This window comes from Deinococcus sp. AB2017081, assembly GCF_034440735.1.
GTDB classification, from domain to species: domain Bacteria; phylum Deinococcota; class Deinococci; order Deinococcales; family Deinococcaceae; genus Deinococcus; species Deinococcus rufus.
Map to the genome: position 1 here is coordinate 1,348,123 of NZ_CP140098.1, position 17,774 is coordinate 1,365,896.

General features: G+C 70.4%; 19 protein-coding genes and 1 other RNA gene. 9 read left to right on the forward strand and 11 right to left on the reverse strand.

The window, feature by feature from the left end:
• Nucleotides 1-20: 20 nt before the first annotated feature.
• Nucleotides 21-326: a hypothetical protein gene (locus U2P90_RS06565; protein WP_322474284.1), complete on the reverse strand. Its 306-nt coding sequence runs from the start codon at nucleotides 324-326 to the stop codon at nucleotides 21-23.
• A 32-nt stretch (nucleotides 327-358) separates the two neighbouring features.
• Complete coding sequence (locus tag U2P90_RS06570; protein WP_322474285.1) at nucleotides 359-595, reverse strand: hypothetical protein; 237 nt, start codon at nucleotides 593-595, stop codon at nucleotides 359-361.
• Between the two features lie 104 nt (nucleotides 596-699).
• Here U2P90_RS06570 and pulA point away from each other — a divergent pair, with 104 nt between their 5' ends.
• From pulA to U2P90_RS06590, 4 genes are all read left to right on the forward strand, one after another.
• Nucleotides 700-4,416: a pullulanase-type alpha-1,6-glucosidase gene (gene pulA, locus U2P90_RS06575; protein ID WP_322474286.1), complete on the forward strand. Its 3,717-nt coding sequence runs from the start codon at nucleotides 700-702 to the stop codon at nucleotides 4,414-4,416.
• 97 nt (nucleotides 4,417-4,513) lie between these two features.
• Nucleotides 4,514-4,801 (forward strand): hypothetical protein, encoded by a 288-nt coding sequence (locus U2P90_RS06580; RefSeq protein WP_322474287.1) that lies wholly within the window; start codon nucleotides 4,514-4,516, stop codon nucleotides 4,799-4,801.
• Nucleotides 4,802-4,860: 59 nt separating this feature from the next.
• Nucleotides 4,861-5,670, forward strand: coding sequence for a class I SAM-dependent methyltransferase (locus U2P90_RS06585; RefSeq protein ID WP_322474288.1), 810 nt, complete (start codon nucleotides 4,861-4,863; stop codon nucleotides 5,668-5,670).
• Nucleotides 5,667-6,074, forward strand: a complete 408-nt coding sequence (locus U2P90_RS06590) for an AAA family ATPase (RefSeq protein WP_322474289.1) — start codon at nucleotides 5,667-5,669, stop codon at nucleotides 6,072-6,074. The genes U2P90_RS06585 and U2P90_RS06590 overlap by 4 nt, the downstream gene beginning before the upstream one ends.
• A gap of 189 nt (nucleotides 6,075-6,263) precedes the next feature.
• Here the strand turns inward: U2P90_RS06590 and U2P90_RS06595 are convergent, their stop codons facing one another.
• From U2P90_RS06595 to U2P90_RS06605, 3 genes are read right to left on the reverse strand one after another with little or no spacing between them, the layout of a single operon-like run.
• Nucleotides 6,264-6,554 carry a hypothetical protein gene (locus U2P90_RS06595; protein ID WP_322474290.1) on the reverse strand — a complete coding sequence of 97 codons (291 nt, stop codon included), beginning with the start codon at nucleotides 6,552-6,554 and terminating at the stop codon, nucleotides 6,264-6,266.
• Between the two features lie 52 nt (nucleotides 6,555-6,606).
• Complete coding sequence (locus tag U2P90_RS06600; protein ID WP_322474291.1) at nucleotides 6,607-7,323, reverse strand: ABC transporter ATP-binding protein; 717 nt, start codon at nucleotides 7,321-7,323, stop codon at nucleotides 6,607-6,609.
• Nucleotides 7,323-8,483 (reverse strand): ABC transporter permease, encoded by a 1,161-nt coding sequence (locus U2P90_RS06605; RefSeq protein ID WP_322474292.1) that lies wholly within the window; start codon nucleotides 8,481-8,483, stop codon nucleotides 7,323-7,325. The genes U2P90_RS06600 and U2P90_RS06605 overlap by 1 nt, the downstream gene beginning before the upstream one ends.
• A 121-nt stretch (nucleotides 8,484-8,604) precedes the next feature.
• Between U2P90_RS06605 and U2P90_RS06610 the strand changes: the two genes are divergently transcribed.
• A complete protein-coding gene (locus tag U2P90_RS06610) occupies nucleotides 8,605-9,885 on the forward strand; it encodes a DUF4127 family protein (protein ID WP_322474293.1) in 1,281 nt (426 codons plus the stop codon).
• 7 nt (nucleotides 9,886-9,892) lie between these two features.
• Here U2P90_RS06610 and U2P90_RS06615 read toward each other — a convergent pair whose 3' ends face one another.
• From U2P90_RS06615 to U2P90_RS06630, 4 genes are all read right to left on the reverse strand, one after another.
• Nucleotides 9,893-10,783, reverse strand: coding sequence for a DMT family transporter (locus U2P90_RS06615; protein ID WP_322474294.1), 891 nt, complete (start codon nucleotides 10,781-10,783; stop codon nucleotides 9,893-9,895).
• Nucleotides 10,765-11,505, reverse strand: a complete 741-nt coding sequence (locus tag U2P90_RS06620) for a glucodextranase DOMON-like domain-containing protein (protein WP_322474295.1) — start codon at nucleotides 11,503-11,505, stop codon at nucleotides 10,765-10,767. The genes U2P90_RS06615 and U2P90_RS06620 overlap by 19 nt, the downstream gene beginning before the upstream one ends.
• 25 nt (nucleotides 11,506-11,530) lie before the next feature.
• Nucleotides 11,531-12,622 (reverse strand): glutamate 5-kinase, encoded by a 1,092-nt coding sequence (gene proB / locus U2P90_RS06625; RefSeq protein ID WP_322474296.1) that lies wholly within the window; start codon nucleotides 12,620-12,622, stop codon nucleotides 11,531-11,533.
• Nucleotides 12,623-12,684: 62 nt separating this feature from the next.
• Nucleotides 12,685-13,161, reverse strand: coding sequence for an HD domain-containing protein (locus U2P90_RS06630; protein WP_322474297.1), 477 nt, complete (start codon nucleotides 13,159-13,161; stop codon nucleotides 12,685-12,687).
• A 370-nt stretch (nucleotides 13,162-13,531) separates the two neighbouring features.
• Here U2P90_RS06630 and rpmF point away from each other — a divergent pair, with 370 nt between their 5' ends.
• Complete coding sequence (gene rpmF / locus U2P90_RS06635; protein ID WP_136391122.1) at nucleotides 13,532-13,714, forward strand: 50S ribosomal protein L32; 183 nt, start codon at nucleotides 13,532-13,534, stop codon at nucleotides 13,712-13,714.
• 286 nt (nucleotides 13,715-14,000) lie between these two features.
• Entirely contained in the window at nucleotides 14,001-15,260 is a 1,260-nt protein-coding gene (locus U2P90_RS06640; protein WP_322474298.1) for an aminopeptidase, read from the forward strand.
• 66 nt (nucleotides 15,261-15,326) lie between these two features.
• Here U2P90_RS06640 and U2P90_RS06645 read toward each other — a convergent pair whose 3' ends face one another.
• Nucleotides 15,327-16,049 (reverse strand): carbonic anhydrase, encoded by a 723-nt coding sequence (locus tag U2P90_RS06645; RefSeq protein ID WP_295820375.1) that lies wholly within the window; start codon nucleotides 16,047-16,049, stop codon nucleotides 15,327-15,329.
• A 38-nt stretch (nucleotides 16,050-16,087) separates the two neighbouring features.
• Here U2P90_RS06645 and U2P90_RS06650 point away from each other — a divergent pair, with 38 nt between their 5' ends.
• Complete coding sequence (locus U2P90_RS06650; protein WP_295820374.1) at nucleotides 16,088-16,453, forward strand: hypothetical protein; 366 nt, start codon at nucleotides 16,088-16,090, stop codon at nucleotides 16,451-16,453.
• A gap of 52 nt (nucleotides 16,454-16,505) precedes the next feature.
• Here U2P90_RS06650 and ffs read toward each other — a convergent pair.
• Nucleotides 16,506-16,604, reverse strand: an RNA gene (gene ffs, locus U2P90_RS06655) — signal recognition particle sRNA small type.
• A 258-nt stretch (nucleotides 16,605-16,862) separates the two neighbouring features.
• On the opposite strand from ffs, the gene U2P90_RS06660 reads away from it, so the two are divergent.
• Nucleotides 16,863-17,765 (forward strand): P1 family peptidase, encoded by a 903-nt coding sequence (locus tag U2P90_RS06660; RefSeq protein WP_322474299.1) that lies wholly within the window; start codon nucleotides 16,863-16,865, stop codon nucleotides 17,763-17,765.
• The last annotated feature ends 9 nt before the right edge of the window (nucleotides 17,766-17,774 follow it).

Here is a 17,774-nt window from a genome sequence, read left to right on the forward strand (position 1 = left end):
CGCTTCCCATATGGGGTGCGTCACGCCCCGTCGATCTCCCGGAGCTTCTCGACCCGGTCGGCCAGTTCCGGCAGCTCCAGCGCCCGCAGGGCCTTCACGGCGCGGGCCATGCCGGCGTCGTCCACGCGGCCCTGGTTCCAGCCGGCGATCAGCATGGCGCAGCCCTGGAGACCGTCGGACATGGTCTCCTTGTGGAACATGGCCGCCAGATTGCCCGGCTGGGTGGGCGCGGTCTGCTGGAGCTGGGCCTGCACGTCCAGCACCACCTGCATGAACACCGGATCGAGCCGGGCGCGGTCGTCAGAGGAAATGGCCTTGCCTGTCATGGGCGCAGTGTAGGCGAGAGGAGCACCCGGCCTCAGTCCTTCGCCGTCAGGTCGTCGTCCAGCGTGCGGCCGTTGGTGTCGTCGTCGGCGTCATCCATCTCGCGGTTGGGGTTGCCGTGCTCGATACCGATGTCGGGGTTGCCGGGGCTGTCCTGCACGACGCCGCGATCCTCGTAGTCGGTGGGGACGCGGCGCAGGCTCTCGGCGTCGCTGTGGTTCTCCTGGGGGGTGTCGTGGGTCTCGTCGCTGCGGTGTCCGGTGCCAGTCATGGGGGCATCCTGCGGGCCCCGGGGCCAGGCCGGGTGTGCCGGACGTCAAGAGGAGTTGAGACAGACCCCGAACCGCGCCGCCCGCTACACTCTGGGCCACACCTATGAAACGACCTGCGACGCTCCTGACGCTCGCGCTGCTGGCCTCGGCCACGGCGCAGACCGCCCTGCCGGCGGACACCGCCCGCATCCACTACCAGCGCCCCGACGGCCAGTACGCCGGGTGGGGCCTGCACGCCTGGGAGGACACCACCGCCACAGTGACCTGGGAGAAGCCCCTCGCGCAGGCTGGGAAGGACGACTGGGGCGTGTATTTCGACGTTCCCCTCAAGGCGGGTGCCCGGAAGGTCGCATTCCTCGTCCACAGGGGCGACACCAAGGATCCCGGCCCGGACATGTTCCTTGACCTGAGCAGGGGCAGAGAGCTGTTCCTGAAGTCGGGCAGTGCGAATGTGGCCTACGCGAAGGGCGCGGCGCTGAACGTGGACGCGACGAAGGCCCCCATGGCCCAGGCTGCGCCTGCCGCCCCGGCTCCAGCTCCGGCGGCTCCGGCCACCGCATCCCCGGCCACCACCACCCCGCCCATCGCAGCAAACGTGCTGCGCGTGCGGTACGTGCGCCCCGACGGGCAGTACACCGGCTGGGGTCTGCACGTGTGGGAGGACACCACGGCCACGGTGGCGTGGGACAAGCCCCTGCCGCAGACCGGCGTGGACGCGGGCGGCGCGTACTGGGACGTGCCCCTGAAGGCCGGCGCGGCCAAACTGGGATTCATCGTCCACAAGGGCGACGAGAAGGATCCGGGCCCCGACCTCTTCGCCGATCCGACCAGGGGCAACGAAGTGACGGTGACGAGCGGCAAGGCGGACTTCGTGTATGGCGCTCCTGCTGCCCTGAACGAGCCCCCCGTGCCCACCGGCAGTGTACGCATCAACTACTTCCGCCCCGACGGGAAGTACGACGGCTGGGGCCTGCACGCCTTCGAGGACACCACCGCGACGGTCGAGTGGAGCAAACCGCTGAACCAGACGGGTACGAACTCCTTTGGCGTGTACTGGGACGTGCCCATGAAGACCGACTGGAAGAAACTGGGGTTCATCGTGCACAAGGGCGACGAGAAAGATCCAGGGCCGGACATGATCCTGACCCGTGAGCAGGGCACCCAGGCGTGGATCGTGAGCGGGAACGCCACCGTGAACACCACGAAGCCCGACACCAGCGTCAGAACCGTGGGCGACCTGACGCGGCAGCAGGCGATCATGCTGGGCGCGTACCAGATCGCCGTGAAACCGGAACTCGTGCAGCCGGGCGCGTTCCTGACCCTGCACGCTGCACCGGACGCCAGCCTGAAGCTCGGTGCAGACGGCGTGTCGGGCGGCGACACGATCACGCTGGAGGAGGTGCCCGCCGGCCTGAGCGCCGCCCAGAAGGCGCGCGTGCCGTATCTGGCGGGCTACCGGCTGGTGCAGGTGCGGGCCGAAGACCGGGGCAAGGTGGCCGCCGCCCTGCGCGGGCAGCTCGCCGTGAGCAGCGTCATGCCCGACGGCACGGTGCTGGACGCGACCGGCGTGCAGACCGCATGGGCCCTGGACGAGCTGGCCGCCTACGACGGGCCGCTGGGCGTGACGTGGCAGGGCAGCCGGCCCACCGTGCGCCTGTGGGCCCCGACCGCCCAGGACGTGAAGCTCAGGCTCAGCAATCCCGACGGCACGAACGAGCGCACCGTCGCCATGACCCGTGACGCCAGGGGCGTGTGGACGGCCGCCGGGGATCAGAGCTGGCGCGGCCTGCCCTACCGCTACGAGGTGAAGGTCTTCGCGCCCAGCACCGGGAAGATCGAGACGAACCTCGTGACCGATCCCTACAGCGTGGCCCTGACCCTGAACAGCACCCGCAGCGTGCTGACCGATCTGAACGAAGCTGCCCAGAAACCCGCCGGCTGGGACGCCCTGAAGAAGCCCGCGCTGCGCTCGGCCTCCGACCTGAGTTTCTACGAGCTGCACCTGCGCGACTTCAGCGCCGCCGATCCGACCGTGCCTGCTGCCCAGCGCGGCACGTACCTGGCCTTCACGCAGGCGGGCAGCGCGGGCATGAAGCACCTGAAAGCCCTGGCCGACGCAGGTCTGAAGGCGGTGCACCTGCTGCCGACCTTCGACATCGCCACCATCGAGGAGGAGAAGTCGAAGTGGAAGGCCACGCCCGACCTGAGCACCTTCCCGCCCGACAGCGAGGAGCAGCAGAAGGCCGTGACCGGCGTAAAGGACGCCGACGCCTACAACTGGGGCTACGACCCGTACCACTACATGGTGCCCGAGGGCAGCTACGCCGTGAATCCGGCCCAGCGCACGAAAGAGTACCGCCAGATGGTCATGGCCCTGAACGGAGCCGGACTGCGGGTCGTGCAGGACGTGGTGTTCAATCACACTGCCGCCAGCGGACAGTCCGACCGCAGCGTGCTGGATAAGATCGTGCCCGGCTACTACCACCGCCTGAACGTGAACGGTACCGTCGAGAATTCCACATGCTGTTCGAACACGGCGACCGAACACGCCATGATGCGCAGACTCATGGTGGACACCCTGGTCGTGATGGCGAAACAGTACCGGGTGGACGGCTTCCGCTTCGACCTGATGGGCCACCACATGGTCGCGGACATGCAGGCCGCCCGGAAGGCCCTGGACGCCCTGACGGTGCAGAAAGACGGCGTGGACGGCAGGGCCATCTACCTGTACGGCGAGGGCTGGGACTTCGGGGAGGTGCAGAAGAACGCCCGCGGCGTGAACGCCACGCAGGGCAACCTGTACGGCCAGGGCATCGGTACCTTCAACGACCGCGTCCGGGATGCCGTGCGCGGCGGAAACCCCTTCGGCGGGCTCCAGGATCAGGGCTTCGCCACCGGCCTGTTCACCCTGCCCAACGGCCAGCCGCAGAACACCGACAGGGCAAAGGCCCTGAAGCTCGCGGATCAGGTGCGGATCGGCCTGACCGGCAACCTGCGCGACTACAAACTGACCGATGCCACGGGCAAGGTGGTCACGGGGGGACAGGTGGACTATAACGGCCAGCCCACCGGCTACGCCGCCAGCCCCCGCGAGGCCATCACCTACGTCAGCGCCCACGACAATCAGACGCTGTACGACGCCGTGCTGCTCAAGGCCCCGGCCACTGCCACGCCGGCCCAGCGCACCCGCATGCAGAATCTGGCTCATTCGGTCGTCCTGCTGGGCCAGGGCCTGCCCTTCAGCTACGCCGGCGACGACATCCTGCGCAGCAAGTCCTTCGACACCGACAGCTACAACAGCGGCGACTGGTTCAACACCCTGGACTGGTCACTGAAGACCAACGGCTTCGGCAAGGGGCTGCCGCCCGCCGAGAAGAACAGTGGGAACTGGGCGCTGTACAAGGGCATCCTGGGCAACCCGGCCATGAAGGCCACGACCACTGACATTGCGCGCGCCTTCGACCACTACCGCGAGATGCTGCGGGTGCGCTACTCCAGCACCCTGTTCCGGCTGGACACCGCCGCGCAGGTGCAGCAGGCCCTGAGCTTCCTGAACACCGGCCCCCAGCAGCAGCCCGGCGTGATCGCCCTGAAGCTCAGCGGCGCGGTCAGCCCCACGAATCCGTACCGGAACATCGTCGTGGTGTTCAACGGCAGCGGTCAGCCGGTGACCCTGAGCGATCCGGCTCTGGCAGGCCTGAACCTCACACTGCACCCAGTGCTGGCCGCCAGCACGGATGCTGTCGTCAAGACCAGCCGCTATGCAGGCACGGCCGTGACGGTGCCGGGCCTGACGACGGCCGTGTTCGTCGGGAAGTAGCGGACGACACGTCCGAATGACTGAAGGTCTGAACGCTCTGCCCATCCACGGCAGAGCGTTCAGACGTTTCGACCCTCCGACCTTTAGACTCTCCTGCATGAAAGTGATCGAGAACCAGACCTTCACCAAAAAGCGTATCGAGATCGACGACACGCAGTTCACGGGCTGCACCTTCAACGGGTGCGTTCTCGTGTATTCCGGGACGGGCGGCACGGCCATGAACGGCTGCCATCTGAACGAGACGGGCTTCGAATTCGAGGGCGGCGCCGCCAAGACCCTCGAGCTGCTGACCGCCATGCACCGGGGCGGGTTCCGCGAACTGGTCGAGGCGACCATCGCCGGCATCCGGGGCGAGCAGCCCACGCCCGCCGCGCCGCAGGCCTGACCACACCACAACGCTGAAATGAGGGAGCCGCGCTGGCTCCCTCTTCCTATACTCCGCCCATGACTGCCCGCAACCCGACCGACGTGGCCGCCCAGTACGCCACGGACGCGCACCTGCGCACCCGCATGCTCACGCACGAGCGGTACACCGTGGGGCCGGAACTGGAGCCCGCCGTGGACGCCGCCCTGGCCCTGACCGGCACCGAGCGCGTGCTGGATGTCGGCTGTGGCCCCGGTGGATTCCTGGGACGGCTGCGACAGCAGGGGCACACTGGCCCGCTGACCGGAGCCGACCTGTCCCCCGGCATGGTGGCGACCGCGCAGGCCGCGCACCCGGACGTGGTGTACGTGCAGGCCAGTGCCGACGCTCTGCCCGTCGTGGATGCCAGTGTCGACGTGCTCACGGCCCGGCACATGCTGTACCACGTGCCCAGCGTGCCGGACGCCCTGCGCGAGTTCCGGCGGGTGCTCAGGCCCGGTGGGCGGTTCCTGGCCGTCACGAACACGGACGGGTACATGGCCCAGCTGTGGGCACTGACCGACGAGGCTGCCCGCAGCGAGCCGTCCCTGACCGCCCTGAGCCGCACGCGGGGCGACTTCGCCACCGCGTTCTCGGAGGTGAACGGCGAGGCCTGGGTACGGGAGGCGTTCGGGAATGTCCACGTCACGCTGACAGACTCGGCCCTGGTGTTCACCGAGGCCGCGCCCGTCCTGGCATACATCGAGAGCCTGATGGCGTGGCAGCGGCTGGGCGAGGGCCAGCAGGAACGCGGGCGGGCGGTGCTGACCCGGCTGCTGGAGGACAGACTGGCGGCTGGCCCGTGGCGCGTATCGAAGCGGATGGCGCTGCTGAGTGCAGCGCACACATGAGTGTCCGTCCCCGGCTTGTTCTTGTCACTGGTGCGCCTGGAAGCGGCAAGACCACCCTGGCTGCCCGTCTGGCTGGCACACTGGGCTGGGTTCGTCTGTCGCGGGACGAGTTCAAGGAGCGGTTGTGGGATGCGTGGACGGAGCAGCCGACGTTGCGGGCACAGGTTCCGGTCGCGCACTGGGGCGCGTACTATGCCGGTCTACACGCCTTGCTGGACGCGGGCGTGAACGTGGTCGCGGAAGGTAGCGTCCACCACACGGCAGGCGTGCCAGAGGTGCGAGCACTTCTTGACAGGGCTGACGTGAACATCATCCACTGTACGGCCCCCGCGAGATCGCCCATGCCCGGTTCCGCGCCCGTGCCCAGAGCGAGCGGCATCCGGCGCACCGGGACGCCGACCTGATGGCCGATCTGGAGGAAAATCCGGGCCGCTGGGCTCACTTCGAGGAGCCCGTAGACGTGGGAGTACCTGTGCTGAGGGTAGACACCTCGCAGGGAACGCCACCGGATCTGAACCGACTGGCCGCCTTCATCGGCGTTGCCTGAAGCGTCGCGGTCGCCCTGGAACTCCCAGGGGCTTCACAGAGCCGCCCTACACCACGATGCGCTTGAACTCGCCGGCCTCGTCGGTGGCGGCGAGCTGGCCGTACATCAGTTCGCGCTCGACGACCTCGGTGATGTCATGGGCGAGGTCATCAGGCGTCCGCTCCTCGCTGGGCAGGGGCTGCGCCACCACATCGAAGCCGCGCAGGGCATCGACATCGGTCGAGCGCACTGTAACGGTCAATTCGTCCCCGTCCACGCGGGGCGTCATGGTCACGTCGTCGCGGTTCAGCGACTCCAGCGAGGTGGTCAGGGCGGCTAGAGCGTCTTGCAGGTTCATGCGGCAGTGTGGCGCAGCCGGGGCAGGGCGGCCGGAAGATTCAAGGAACGCTTCAGTCCACCACCCCGACAACACCGTCCCGCACCTGCAGATGGTGGTCGGCCAGCGCGGCGATGTCGCGGTCGTGGGTGATCAGCACCACCGTCCGGCCCTGCCTCGCGGCGTCCTGAAGCTCGGCCAGTACCATCTCGCCCGTCTTGCTGTCCAGGTTGCCGGTGGGCTCGTCGCACAGCAGCAGCCCCGGATTGCCGGCCAGGGCGCGGGCAATCGCCACGCGCTGGGCCTCGCCGCCCGACAGCTGGGAGGGGAGATGCCCGGCGCGTTTCTCCAGGCCCACCCGGGCGAGCAGGGCGCGGGCGCGGTCGGCGCGTTCGCGCACAGGCACGCCGGCCAGGGTCAGCGGAAACTCGACGTTCTCCAGCGCCGTGAGGATACTTACGAGGTTGTGGTTCTGGAACACGAAGCCGTAGTGCTTCAGGCGGAAGTCGGCCCGCTGCGTCTCGGTCAGCGCAGTCAGGTCGGTGTCGCCCACCCGGACACTGCCGGTGGTGGGCGTATCGAAGCCCGCCAGCAGGTTCAGCAGGGTGCTCTTGCCGCTCCCCGAGGGGCCGACCACGGCGGTCAGGCCGGGGGGGAAGGTGTGCGTCAGCGGGGCCAGCGCCTGCACCTGCCCGTCGCCGCTGGGATAGATCCGGCTGAGCTGCTCGACGTGCAGGGTGGGGTGCGGCCCGGGCGTGGCGATGTGCGGGATGGTGGTGGCGTGCGTCATCAGACCCTCCCCAGGGCGTCGGTGATGTTCAGGCGGCTGGCGGCGCGGGCCGGGAGCAGACCCGAGAGCAGGCCCAGCAGTAGGCTGATCCCCAGCGCCAGCAGCGTCAGGCGCGGCGTCAGGGCGGCGGCGTCGATTCCGGCGAGCTGCTGCGTGTAGGCGTTCACGCCCCAGATGCCTGCCAGTCCCAGCAGCAGGCCGCCCACGCCGCCGACCAGGGCCAGCAGCAGGCTCTCGCTGAGCACCAGGGCCCGCACGAAGGCGGGCCGCGCCCCGATGGCCCGCAGCGTGCCGAACTCGCGGATGCGCTCGTACACGCCCATCATGACGGTGTTGGCCACCGCCAGCCCGCCGACGATCAGGGCGATCAGCGAGATCCCGAACCGCACGGCGTCGCTGATCTTCAGCGCCCGCTCCACGAAGCTCAGGAAGTCCGACTGCGTGGACGCCTCCAGGTTCAGGCGCTCCGCGAGGGCCGTGGCGACGCGGCGGGCCTGCCGGGGATCGTTCAGCTTCACGGCGATCAGCGACACGCGGCCCTGGGCCCCCTCGGCGCGTTGCAGGGTCTGGATGGGCAGGAAGATAAAGGAGTCCACCAGCCCGGATTCCGGTGCCAGCACGCCCACGACGGTCACGCGGTTGCGGCGGTTGAGGTTGAGCTGGCTGCCGAGCTTCAGGTTCAGGTTCTGCGCGGCCTTCGCGCCGATCACGGCGACCCCCTGGCCCTCGTCGGCGGCCGTGAGCAGGCGGCCCTGCGTGATGGTGGTGTTCGGGAACACGGCCGTGACGCCCTGCGCGGCGGGCAGCCCATACAGGACGGCGCTCTGCGAGACGTCCAGACTGCCGCGCACGGTCATCACGACCGGCGTGACCGCCTGGATGCCCAGTTCCGGCGCGAGCGCCTGGATGTCCTGCACGGCCGTCTGCGGGAGGTTGGGGGCGGGCGCGAGCCCCTGCGTGAAGCCGCTGAGGCTGACCTGGATGTCTGGCCCGATGCCGCCGAGCTGCTGGGTGAACACCTTGCGGATGCCCTCGCCCAGCGACAGGAAGATCACCATGCTGGCCACCGCCACCGTGATGCCCAGTGCGGTCAGCAGAGTCCGGACGCGGCGGCGGGTCAGGCCACGCCACGCGAGTCGCCACAGGTCGGTCACGGTCACGCCCTAACGTACGCCGGGCGGGGCAGGACAGATGTGCGTGGAGGCTTACACATGCTGCGCCGGGGGAGAGTGGTGGGGGCATCCGGGGGACTCCTCACGTTCGTTGCCTACGCTGGTCGCCATGCGGTCTGCCGTTGCCCTCACGTCGATCTGCGTGCTGTTCGCGTCCTGCGCGGCCAGTGCCCAGTCGCTGATTCCACTCGATTCCCGTCCGGCCACCCGCGTCCTGCCCGCCCTGATCGCGGGCCTGGGCGGCGGCTCGCCGCAGGTGCCGCCGACCGAACTGCTGGGCACGGCCACCCGTGCGGCCGATCCGCTGGCCCTGGGGGCATGGCTGGAGACGCAGCCCGTGAGCGGCCCGCTGGTCGTGGCGCTGGACGCCCTGGCGTACGGGGGGCTGGTGCAGTCCCGCACGAGCCCGCTGACGGCGGCGCAGGCCCTGACCCGGCTGGAGCTGATCCGGGCGTGGCATGCCCGCACCGGCCAGCCGGTCTACGCCTTCATCACCCTGCCGCGCGAGCCGGATGCCACGGACCGGGCCCGGAACCTGGAGGTCGTGCGGGCCATGATCGCGTGGGCTCGCGAAGGTGTGTTCTCAGAGCTGCATGTCACATGGGACGACGCGCTGCCCGGCAGCCCCTCGCCGGCCGAGGGGGCCGCGCTGGCCAAGGACATCCCCGCCAACGTGCGCGTGTATCCCGGCGCGGACGAGGTGCTGTCCATGCTCGCGGCGCGGGCCCTGTCGCCGCAGGCGCGCACCGTGCGCGTGGAGTACAGCGACCCGAAGGCCGCGCAGGCCGTCATGCGCTATGAGGGCATTCCCCTGACCCAGAGCGCCGTGAATCACGCGCACGGGAGCGGCTTCACAGTCGTGGACACGGGCGGTGCCGATCTGACGCTGTATGTGTACAACGGCGGCGACCCGCGCCGGGCGGCCGTACGGATCAGCACGCTGCTGCGCTCGCAGCGGGTCGCCGTGGCCGACGTGGCGCAGGTGAACACCGGCAACCCCCGGCTGTGGGCCGACCTGAGCACCCTGCGCCAGACCGCGAACCTGCAAGCTCTGGCCGCGTGGGGCACGCCCGGTAACAACCTGGGCAGCGCCCTGGCCCACGCGAAACTCGCCCTGGACGGTGGCAGCGCCGTGCGCCAGGACGCCCTGCTGGCCCGCGAGTACGCCAACGACGTGATCTACAGCGCCCAGGTGCGGGCCCTGCTGCGTAAATCTCTGCCCGAATCCGCGCTGGCCGGTCAGGACGCACAGACCCAGCTGTTCACGCTGGCCAGGGAGTTCTTCCCGCTGCGGGTGGGCAACGCCTATACCCTGAAGGACGCCTTCCTGCCGTGGGGCCGCTCCTTCGAGTGGGAGTTCGACCTGACGCCCGAGTCCAGCGTGCCGTGAGCCGTCGTCATTCCACCGGCGGGTGGGTCTCCTTCTTCTCGACGCTCAGCAGCAGCGCCGCGCCGATGACCAGGGCGGCTCCCAGCAGCGCCAGCGCGGACAGCCGCTCGGCGTACAGCAGCGCGGCCAGGGCGGCGGCCACCACGGGCTCCAGGCTGGCGATCACGCTGGCGCGGGTGGCGTTCAGGTGTCGCAGGCCGGCCGAATACGCCAGATACGCCAGGTAGGTGCTGAAGAACGACAGGGCCAGCAGGCTGCCCCACGCAGGCGCTGTCTTGGGAGCGAACTCCACCAGCGGCAGCAGGCCCAGGGCGCCCACCGGCAGGGCGACCGCCAGCAGCGCGGGCGGCGCATAGCGGTGAAAGAAGGCCTTGCCGTACACGTAGTACAGCGAGTACGTGAACCCGGCGGCCAGCCCGAAGCCCAGCGCGGCCGGGCCGACGGTCACGCCCTGGCCACCCCCGAAACTGATCAGGGCGATCCCGGCCAGGGTGCCGCCCACGGCCGCCAGCTCCCGCAGGCCCAGCCGCTCGCGCAGGAAGGCCCAACCCATGAGGGCCACGAAGGCCGGCGCGGTGTACAGCAGCACGGACGCCAGACTGGCCCCGCCCGCCCGCACGGCCAGCTGGTACGTGCCGTAGAACACGCTGACCCCGGCGATGCCGAAGGCGGCGGTGATCCACAGATCCCGGCCACGTGGCAGCGGCGCCCGGATCACGGCCGCGTGCAGCGCGTACAGCCCGCCCGCCAGCGCTGCCCGCCAGAAGGCCACCTCCAGCGGGGACACGCCGGCCGCCTGCGCCTGCTTGCCCAGGATGCCCAGCAGGCCCCACAGCACGGCGGCGGTCAGGATCAGCAGGGCGGGCCGGGTGGCCAGATTCACCGGCCGCGCCGCCACACGGCGATCGTGGCCCCCAGCGTGATCAGCAGCCCCAGCAGCCCCAGCCCGGCCAGGATCAGCGTGGCCGTGTTGCGCGTCTCACCCTGGGGGGCCACGGTGAAGTCGGTGTAGGCCCCCAGGTCGCCGGCCGGGGCCAGCACGTCCACCGGCACCGGCGCGTCCGCCCGCCCCGCCTGGAGCGCCGACGCCCCGCCCCCCGTCGTCGGCCGCAGCACACCGTCGGCCGACAGGGGGCTGTACACCGAGTTGGTCACCCAGTACGCGTACGTGCCGGGCGGGATGGCCGCGTCGATGACCAGACTGGCTCCAGACACCCGCATGGTCGGGGCGGGCAGGGCCCGTACGTCCCGGCCGTCCTCGGTCACGGTCTTCAGCGTGGTGCCAAAGCCCGTGACGCGGACGTGGTACTGCCACCCGGACGCGCCGCGCACCCGCAGGCCCGTGTCGCCCAGCACGGACTGGCCGCCGAAGCCGGTGCGCACGAAGATGTCGGTCACGCCCGCCGAGTAGCCGCCGGGGGCGTTCCACGGATTGCCCAGTTGCCCGAAGGCGACGGTCAGGCGCATGCCCTGACCCTGGGGCTGGGCGCTGAACGACCGCAGATCCAGGGTGTCCTGGCTGATGGCGGGGCGGGTGGGGAGCACATAGCCCCCGTCTCCACGGGCGTCGCCGGCCGGATCCGGAATGGTGAGCATGGCGGCCGTGAGCAGGGACAGCACGGCAAGGAGTATAGGCGGCGGGGCGCTACAGCAGCACGAGGTCGTCGCGGTGCACCGCTTCGGGGCCATAGGTGAAGCCCAGCACGTCCTCGATCTCGCGCGAGTGCCGCCCGGCGATGCGGCTCAGGTCGGCCGACGAGTAGCGGCTCAGGCCGCGGGCGACCTCGTGGCCGTCCGGGGCCAGCAGGCGGATGGTGTGGCCGCGCGCGAAACTGCCTTCCACGGCGCGGATCCCGGCCGGCAACAGACTCCCGCCGCGTTCGCGCACCGCCCGCGCGGCCCCGTCGTCGAGCAGGGCCCGGCCGGCGGCGATCTCGGCCAGGATCCAGCGCTTGCGGGCCTCCAGGCGCGATCCGGCGGCCACGAAGCGGGTGCCCAGCGCTTCGCCCTGAACGATGCGGTGCAGGGCGTCCGGCGCGTCGCCGGGGGCGATCACGACCGGGGTGCCGGCGCGGGTGGCGATCTCGGCCGCCTGGATCTTGGTGTGCATGCCCCCGGTGCCCCGGTGCGAGCCCGCGCCGCCCGCCAGCGCCCAGATCTCGGGCGTGACGCGCGGCACCACCGGGATCAGCGTGGCGTCCGGGTGCGTGCGGGGATCGGCGGTGTACAGGCCGGGCGCGTCGGTCAGGATCACCAGCAGGTCGGCCTCGACGAGGTTCGCCACGAAGGCCGACAGGGTGTCGTTGTCGCCCACCTTGAGCTGTTCCAGGGCCACGGCATCGTTCTCGTTGATGATCGGCAGCACCCCGCGGGCCAGACAGGCGTCCAGGGTGGTGCGGGCGTTCAGGTAGCGGGTGCGGTCGCGGAAGTCGTCGGCAGTCAGCAGCACCTGTGCCACGGTCATGCCGTAGATGTCGGCGATCTGCGCGTAGCGGTGCATCAGGCGGCCCTGCCCGACAGCGGCCAGCAGCTGTTTTTCCGCCACCGTCCGGTCGCGCGGCGGGAAGCCCAGCGCCTCCCACCCGGCGATCACGGCCCCGCTGGTGACCAGCACGGCCTCGTGCCCGGCCTCCCGCACCGCTGCCAGTCCCCGCACCAGATCGACCAGCCGGGGCGGGTGCAGCCGATCCGTGCCGGCGGTGAGGACGCTCGTGCCGAGTTTCAGGACGACCCGCATGCAGGGCAGCATAGAGCGGGCCACGCCGGGCACCGGGGGGACGTCCAGCGGGGCGGGTTGGGTTACTCCTGCGCGGCCAGCGTCCGCATCCAGCCCTCGCGGTCGCGGGCGGCGGCCTGGCCGGCGGCGGTGCTCATCAGGTCGGCTCTGGGCCGTATGCCGACCCGCACGAGTTCCAGGCGGTCGGCATCCCAGCACGCGCCGATGGTCGGATCGTCCGTCACGTGGCCGAGTTCGTGGCTGTGGCACGCCTGGGCCAGCACCTCGACCTGGGCATCGGTCAGGGGCAGGCGGGGCCGGTGGTGCTGCACCAGCGCTGCGCCGCGTGCGCCGTGGCCGGTGTCGTGGCCCTCGTCCTGACGGGCGGCGTCGTGGAAGACAGCGAACCAGCGGCAGACCTCGGGGTCTCCGCCACCCAGTTCCGCCAGCCGCACGGCGTGCAGCTCGACCCCGGCCCAGTGCGCCGGGCCGTGCAGACTGTGCGTCCCCAGCGCGAAGGCGTCGGCCAGCTCCGTGCGGATGCGGTGCAGGTCGGTCATGGACAGTGATGGTACGCCGCCGCGTGTCCATTCACGGCCGCAGATCGTCGGTCGGGAGGCTCCCGGCGCAGGGCCTGTGGGCGTGTCCGCTCCCGCGCGGCTCTACGCATCACTCGCCTGCCGGTGACTGCCCCCCTCAACGGGGTGCCGAGCAGGGTGTCGCAGCCGGCTTTTTTTCGCGACTCCCTGAGGGGACGTGGCGTGGAGTGCCGGAAGGGGGATGCGCACGGTCACCACCCCCGCCCCATTCCCATCCCACGCCACTTCGTGGTATAGTCCCCGCTGTTGTCTCGACGCCGTGAGCGGCCGAGCAGTTGCCCCGGCGAGCAGTCCATAATTCGCGCCGAGCGGCGTCCGAGGAGAGTAGACCATGGCCAAGCATCCCGTCCCCAAGAAGAAGACCAGCAAGAGCAAGCGCGACATGCGCCGCAGCCACCACGCGCTGACCGCTCCGAACCTCAGCGAGTGCCCCCACTGCCACGCCAAGAAGCTCTCGCACCACATCTGCCCCAGCTGCGGCTACTACGACGGCCGCCAGGTGCTGGCCGTCTGAGGACGCGCTGACCATGAGGGAGCCCCCGCAAGGGGGCTTTTTCAGTTCCGGTGTGCAGGAAGGGCGCGTGCCGATCAGATCGCCTGCCGGGGCCCCGGCGTGTCCGGCGCGATCACGCTCCACGCCACCTCGGTGCGCCGGAGGGCGGCTGTCCGGAGGGTGTCTTTCCTGGCCTGGCATTCACCGGCAGGCTTCACCGGCTGGGATGTGGGGGCCAAGGCCAGGTGCTCAGGGATGCGGGACGGACGTGCGCGGCTCCTGTGGACTCCAGGGCTATCCTCGGCGGATGACCACGACCGAGACCACTCCGGCAGCCCTGACCTTCGACGAGAAACTCCGCAACTACGCACGTCTGGCCGTGCGGGTCGGTCTGGGCGTGAAGCCCGGCCAGCGCGTGCTGGTGCAGGCTCCGGTGGACACCGCGCCCCTGGCCCGCCTGGTCGTGCGCGAGGCCTACGCCGCCGGCGCGAGCTTCGTGGATGTCCGCTGGGACGATGACGACGTGGTGCTCGCCCGCTTCGAGCTGGCCCCGGACGGCAGTTTCGACACCATCAGCCAGTGGCGCGTGGATGCGGAACTGGAGACGGCGAACGCGGGCGGCGCGGTCATCGCCATCCGCGCCACCGATCCGAATCTGCTCGGCAATGTGGATCAGGTGCGGGTGGCCGCGTATCAGAAGGCGCTGGCCACGTACCGCCGGCCCTACTCGCAGCAGGTCATGACCAACCGCCTGAACTGGAACCTGATCAGTGCCCCCATTCCCGGCTGGGCGCAGCTCATGTTCCCGGACGCCAGCGCCGACATGGCAGTCGAGCAGCAGTGGGACGCGATCTTTGCCGCCACCCGCGCCGACCAGCCTGATCCGGTGGCGCTGTGGGAGGAGCACCTCGCGCACCTGAAGCGCCGCCGCGACGTGCTGACCGGCAAGCGGTACCACGCGCTGCACTTCCGTGGCGGCGAGACCGACCTGACCGTGGGCCTCGCGGACGACCACATCTGGGGCGGCGGCGCGGCCGACACCCCCGGCGGCATCACCTTCACGGCCAACATTCCCACCGAGGAGGTCTGGACGGCCCCGCACCGCGAGCGGGTGGACGGCGTGGTCGTCAGCACCAAGCCCCTGTCGTACCAGGGCGTGCTGATCGATGGGATCCGGATCGAGTTCGCAAGCGGGCGGATCGTCAGCGCCACGGCCCGCCAGGGCCAGGACGCCCTGACGCGCATGATCGCCACCGACGAGGGCAGCCACCGCCTGGGCGAGGTCGCGCTGGTGCCGCACTCCAGCCCGATCAGCAAGTCCGGCCTGTTCTTCTTCAACACCCTGTACGACGAGAACGCCGCCAGCCATATCGCCATTGGCAGCGCGTACCGATTCAACGTCAGAGGCGGTGTGGACATGCCCCTGGAGGACTTCCTGAAGGCCGGCGGCAACGACTCCCTGACCCACGTGGACTGGATGATCGGCAGTGATCAGATCGACGTGGACGGCGTGGCGAGGGACGGCACCCGCGAGCCGGTCATGCGTGCGGGCGAGTTCGTGATCTGAGGGCAGACTCGCGGAGCCGCGCAACGGAGGGCAGAGGGGCTTTGTTGGCACTCTGCCCTCCGCCCCTTACGGCCTCAGATCCTCGTCATCGACCAGGAAGTCCACGGCCCCGGAGCCGATCTCGTAGTAGCCACCGACCACGCGGATGCGGCCGGCGGCCTCGGCGTCGCGGATCAGGGGGTGCTGGCGCAGCAGGTGGGCCTGATGGCGGATGTTGTTCAGCACGGCCTCCCGCATGCGGGCCTTCTTGTCACGGATGACCGGCAGGCCCGCCACGCTGGGCTGGATGCAGCGGATCAGTTCCTGGAGGTTCTCGGGTTCCTGCGCCACGCGCTGCTCGGGCAGCAGGGCGGCCGCGACGGCGCCGCAGCCCTCGTGTCCCAGCACCATGATCAGCTGCACGTCCAGATGCTCCAGGGCGTACTCCAGAGTGCCCAGGGCGGCCCCGCCGACGACGTTGCCCGCCACACGCACCACGAACAGCTGCCCCAGCCCCTGGTCGAACACCAGTTCGACCGGCACGCGGCTGTCACTGCACGCCAGCACCGCCGCGTAGGGCGTCTGTCCCATGATGTGGGCACGGCGGGTGTTCGCGCCGATCTCCGGCCGGGCGACCTGTCCGCTGAAGAAGCGGGCATTGCCGTCCTTGAGGGCCTGGATGGCGGCTTCCGGGCTCTGGATGTCGGCGTCCTTGAGATCCGCGATGTCCTCCATGCTCGCGCCGCGCCGGATGGCGTCCAGGATGCGGCGTTGCAGGTCGGCGGCCAGCAGTTCAGCGGGGTCGTCCATACGGGCCATGCTAGCGGCCAGTTCCGTATTCTGGGCACATGACGTCTGACGTCCCCACCCTGAGTGACCTGCTGGAGCGCTACGCGATGCTGCGCGACACCATCCAGGGCCTGGAGGCCGAGCGGGACGAACTGGGCGCCCAGCTCAAGGCCGCGCTGGGCAGCGGCGAGCACGCCGAGACCGACCTGTACCGCGCCGTGCTGAAGGTCTCGCGCCGCATCGAATATCCCCTTGACCGCTTCCGCGAGGTCTTCGGAGATGCGGCAGCCCTGGAGGTCGCGACCGTCGACCGGAAGAAGGCCGAGGCCCTGGCCCAGGCCGGCGACCTCGACGGCGACCGCCTGCGTGACTTGGCCGTGGTGAAGGAGACCCAGGCGCTGGTGCTCCAGAGCAAGACGCGCTGAGCACGCAACAGAAACACCCCGCCGGGGCGGGGTGGACATGGGCAGAAAAAAAGCATTGCCGGTGAGCAACGGCACCCGCGGATCATCCCTTATGGCTGCTGCCTTCCGGCCCTGACCAGGTTCAGGCGTCCACGCTGCGCTGCGCCAGCAATGCGCCGTAGACGATAGCACACCGGGGCGGGGAAGCGTCCAGCCGGAGCCGGGGAGACGGGTCGGGCACCTGCGCACGCGACAGCGCTGCCGTCAGCATGGCCCCTCTGTGCGTCCGGGCCACCTCCCCTCAGTGGAGGCCCTGAGGGACTCGCTGCCTCCCCTCGACGTGCAGAGGCCGCAGTCAGCGCGCCTCCCGTTCCTGTGACCCTGGTACGATCCGACGCTCCCGCCGCCCCCGACGTGATGCAATGAACCCATGACCACGCTGAACACGACCCTCACGGCCATTCCAGAGTTTCTGGTCGGCCACTGGACAGACCCGGTGGGCCAGACCGGCTGCACCGTGCTCCTGTGTCCACCGGCCGGGGCCGTGGCATCGGGGTCGTTCCTGGGGCCGAGTCCGGGCACGCGTGAGGGCATCCTGCTCGCGCCGGAGAAGAAGGTCGAGCGGGTGCACGGGCTGCTGCTGACGGGTGGGAGCGCCTTCGGGCTGGCGGCGGCGTCAGGCGTGGTGCGCGTGCTGGAGGAACGCGGGATCGGGCACGAGACGCCGTGGGCACGGGTGCCCATCGTCCCGGCGGCCGTGATCTACGACCTGGGCGTGGGCAACCCACAGGCGCGGCCGGGCGAACGGGAGGGAGAGACCGCCGCGCGGGCCGCGTCGTCCGATCCGGTGCTGCGTGGCCGGGTGGGCGCGGGCACCGGGGCGACGGCCGGGAAGTACCTGGGCGTGGGGGCCGTGCCCGGTGGCCTGGGCAGCGTATCGCTGGAGCGCCACGGCGTCCGCGTGGGGGCGCTGGCGGTCGTGAACCCGATCGGGGACGTGCTGGATGAGCAGGGCAGTGTGCTGGCCGGGCCGGGCGTGGGGCCGGGGGCCCTGGCCTTCACGCCGGGCGAGGTCGAGAGCACCACCCTGGTCGCGGTGGTCACGGAGCACACGCTGACCAAGGCCGACTGCCGGCGGCTGGCCGACTCGGCGCAGACCGCGCTGGCCCGCGTGATCCACCCCAGCCACACCTTCTGGGACGGCGACAGCGCCTTCGTCCTGAGTTCGGGCGTGCTGCCCCCGGCCGATCCGCTGCTGCTGGGGGCGCTGGTGCAGGAGGCCGTGTGCGCGGCGGTGAGGGACGCGGTACGGAGTGCGGCGTCTGGTGTGTAAGATGCTCAC

Bases quoted from the DNA above. Each gene is read 5' to 3' on its own strand.
- proB (WP_322474296.1), bottom strand. From the start codon at position 12,622: ATGCGGGTCGTCCTGAAACTCGGCACGAGCGTCCTCACCGCCGGCACG.
- U2P90_RS06630 (WP_322474297.1), bottom strand. From the start codon at position 13,161: ATGACCGACCTGCACCGCATCCGCACGGAGCTGGCCGACGCCTTCGCG.
- U2P90_RS06650 (WP_295820374.1), top strand. From the start codon at position 16,088: ATGACGTCTGACGTCCCCACCCTGAGTGACCTGCTGGAGCGCTACGCG.
- U2P90_RS06595 (WP_322474290.1), bottom strand. From the start codon at position 6,554: ATGAACCTGCAAGACGCTCTAGCCGCCCTGACCACCTCGCTGGAGTCG.
- U2P90_RS06640 (WP_322474298.1), top strand. From the start codon at position 14,001: ATGACCACGACCGAGACCACTCCGGCAGCCCTGACCTTCGACGAGAAA.
- U2P90_RS06565 (WP_322474284.1), bottom strand. From the start codon at position 326: ATGACAGGCAAGGCCATTTCCTCTGACGACCGCGCCCGGCTCGATCCG.
- U2P90_RS06570 (WP_322474285.1), bottom strand. From the start codon at position 595: ATGACTGGCACCGGACACCGCAGCGACGAGACCCACGACACCCCCCAG.
- U2P90_RS06580 (WP_322474287.1), top strand. From the start codon at position 4,514: ATGAAAGTGATCGAGAACCAGACCTTCACCAAAAAGCGTATCGAGATC.
- pulA (WP_322474286.1), top strand. From the start codon at position 700: ATGAAACGACCTGCGACGCTCCTGACGCTCGCGCTGCTGGCCTCGGCC.
- U2P90_RS06645 (WP_295820375.1), bottom strand. From the start codon at position 16,049: ATGGACGACCCCGCTGAACTGCTGGCCGCCGACCTGCAACGCCGCATC.
- U2P90_RS06590 (WP_322474289.1), top strand. From the start codon at position 5,667: ATGAGTGTCCGTCCCCGGCTTGTTCTTGTCACTGGTGCGCCTGGAAGC.
- U2P90_RS06660 (WP_322474299.1), top strand. From the start codon at position 16,863: ATGACCACGCTGAACACGACCCTCACGGCCATTCCAGAGTTTCTGGTC.
- U2P90_RS06585 (WP_322474288.1), top strand. From the start codon at position 4,861: ATGACTGCCCGCAACCCGACCGACGTGGCCGCCCAGTACGCCACGGAC.
- rpmF (WP_136391122.1), top strand. From the start codon at position 13,532: ATGGCCAAGCATCCCGTCCCCAAGAAGAAGACCAGCAAGAGCAAGCGC.
- U2P90_RS06610 (WP_322474293.1), top strand. From the start codon at position 8,605: ATGCGGTCTGCCGTTGCCCTCACGTCGATCTGCGTGCTGTTCGCGTCC.
- U2P90_RS06600 (WP_322474291.1), bottom strand. From the start codon at position 7,323: ATGACGCACGCCACCACCATCCCGCACATCGCCACGCCCGGGCCGCAC.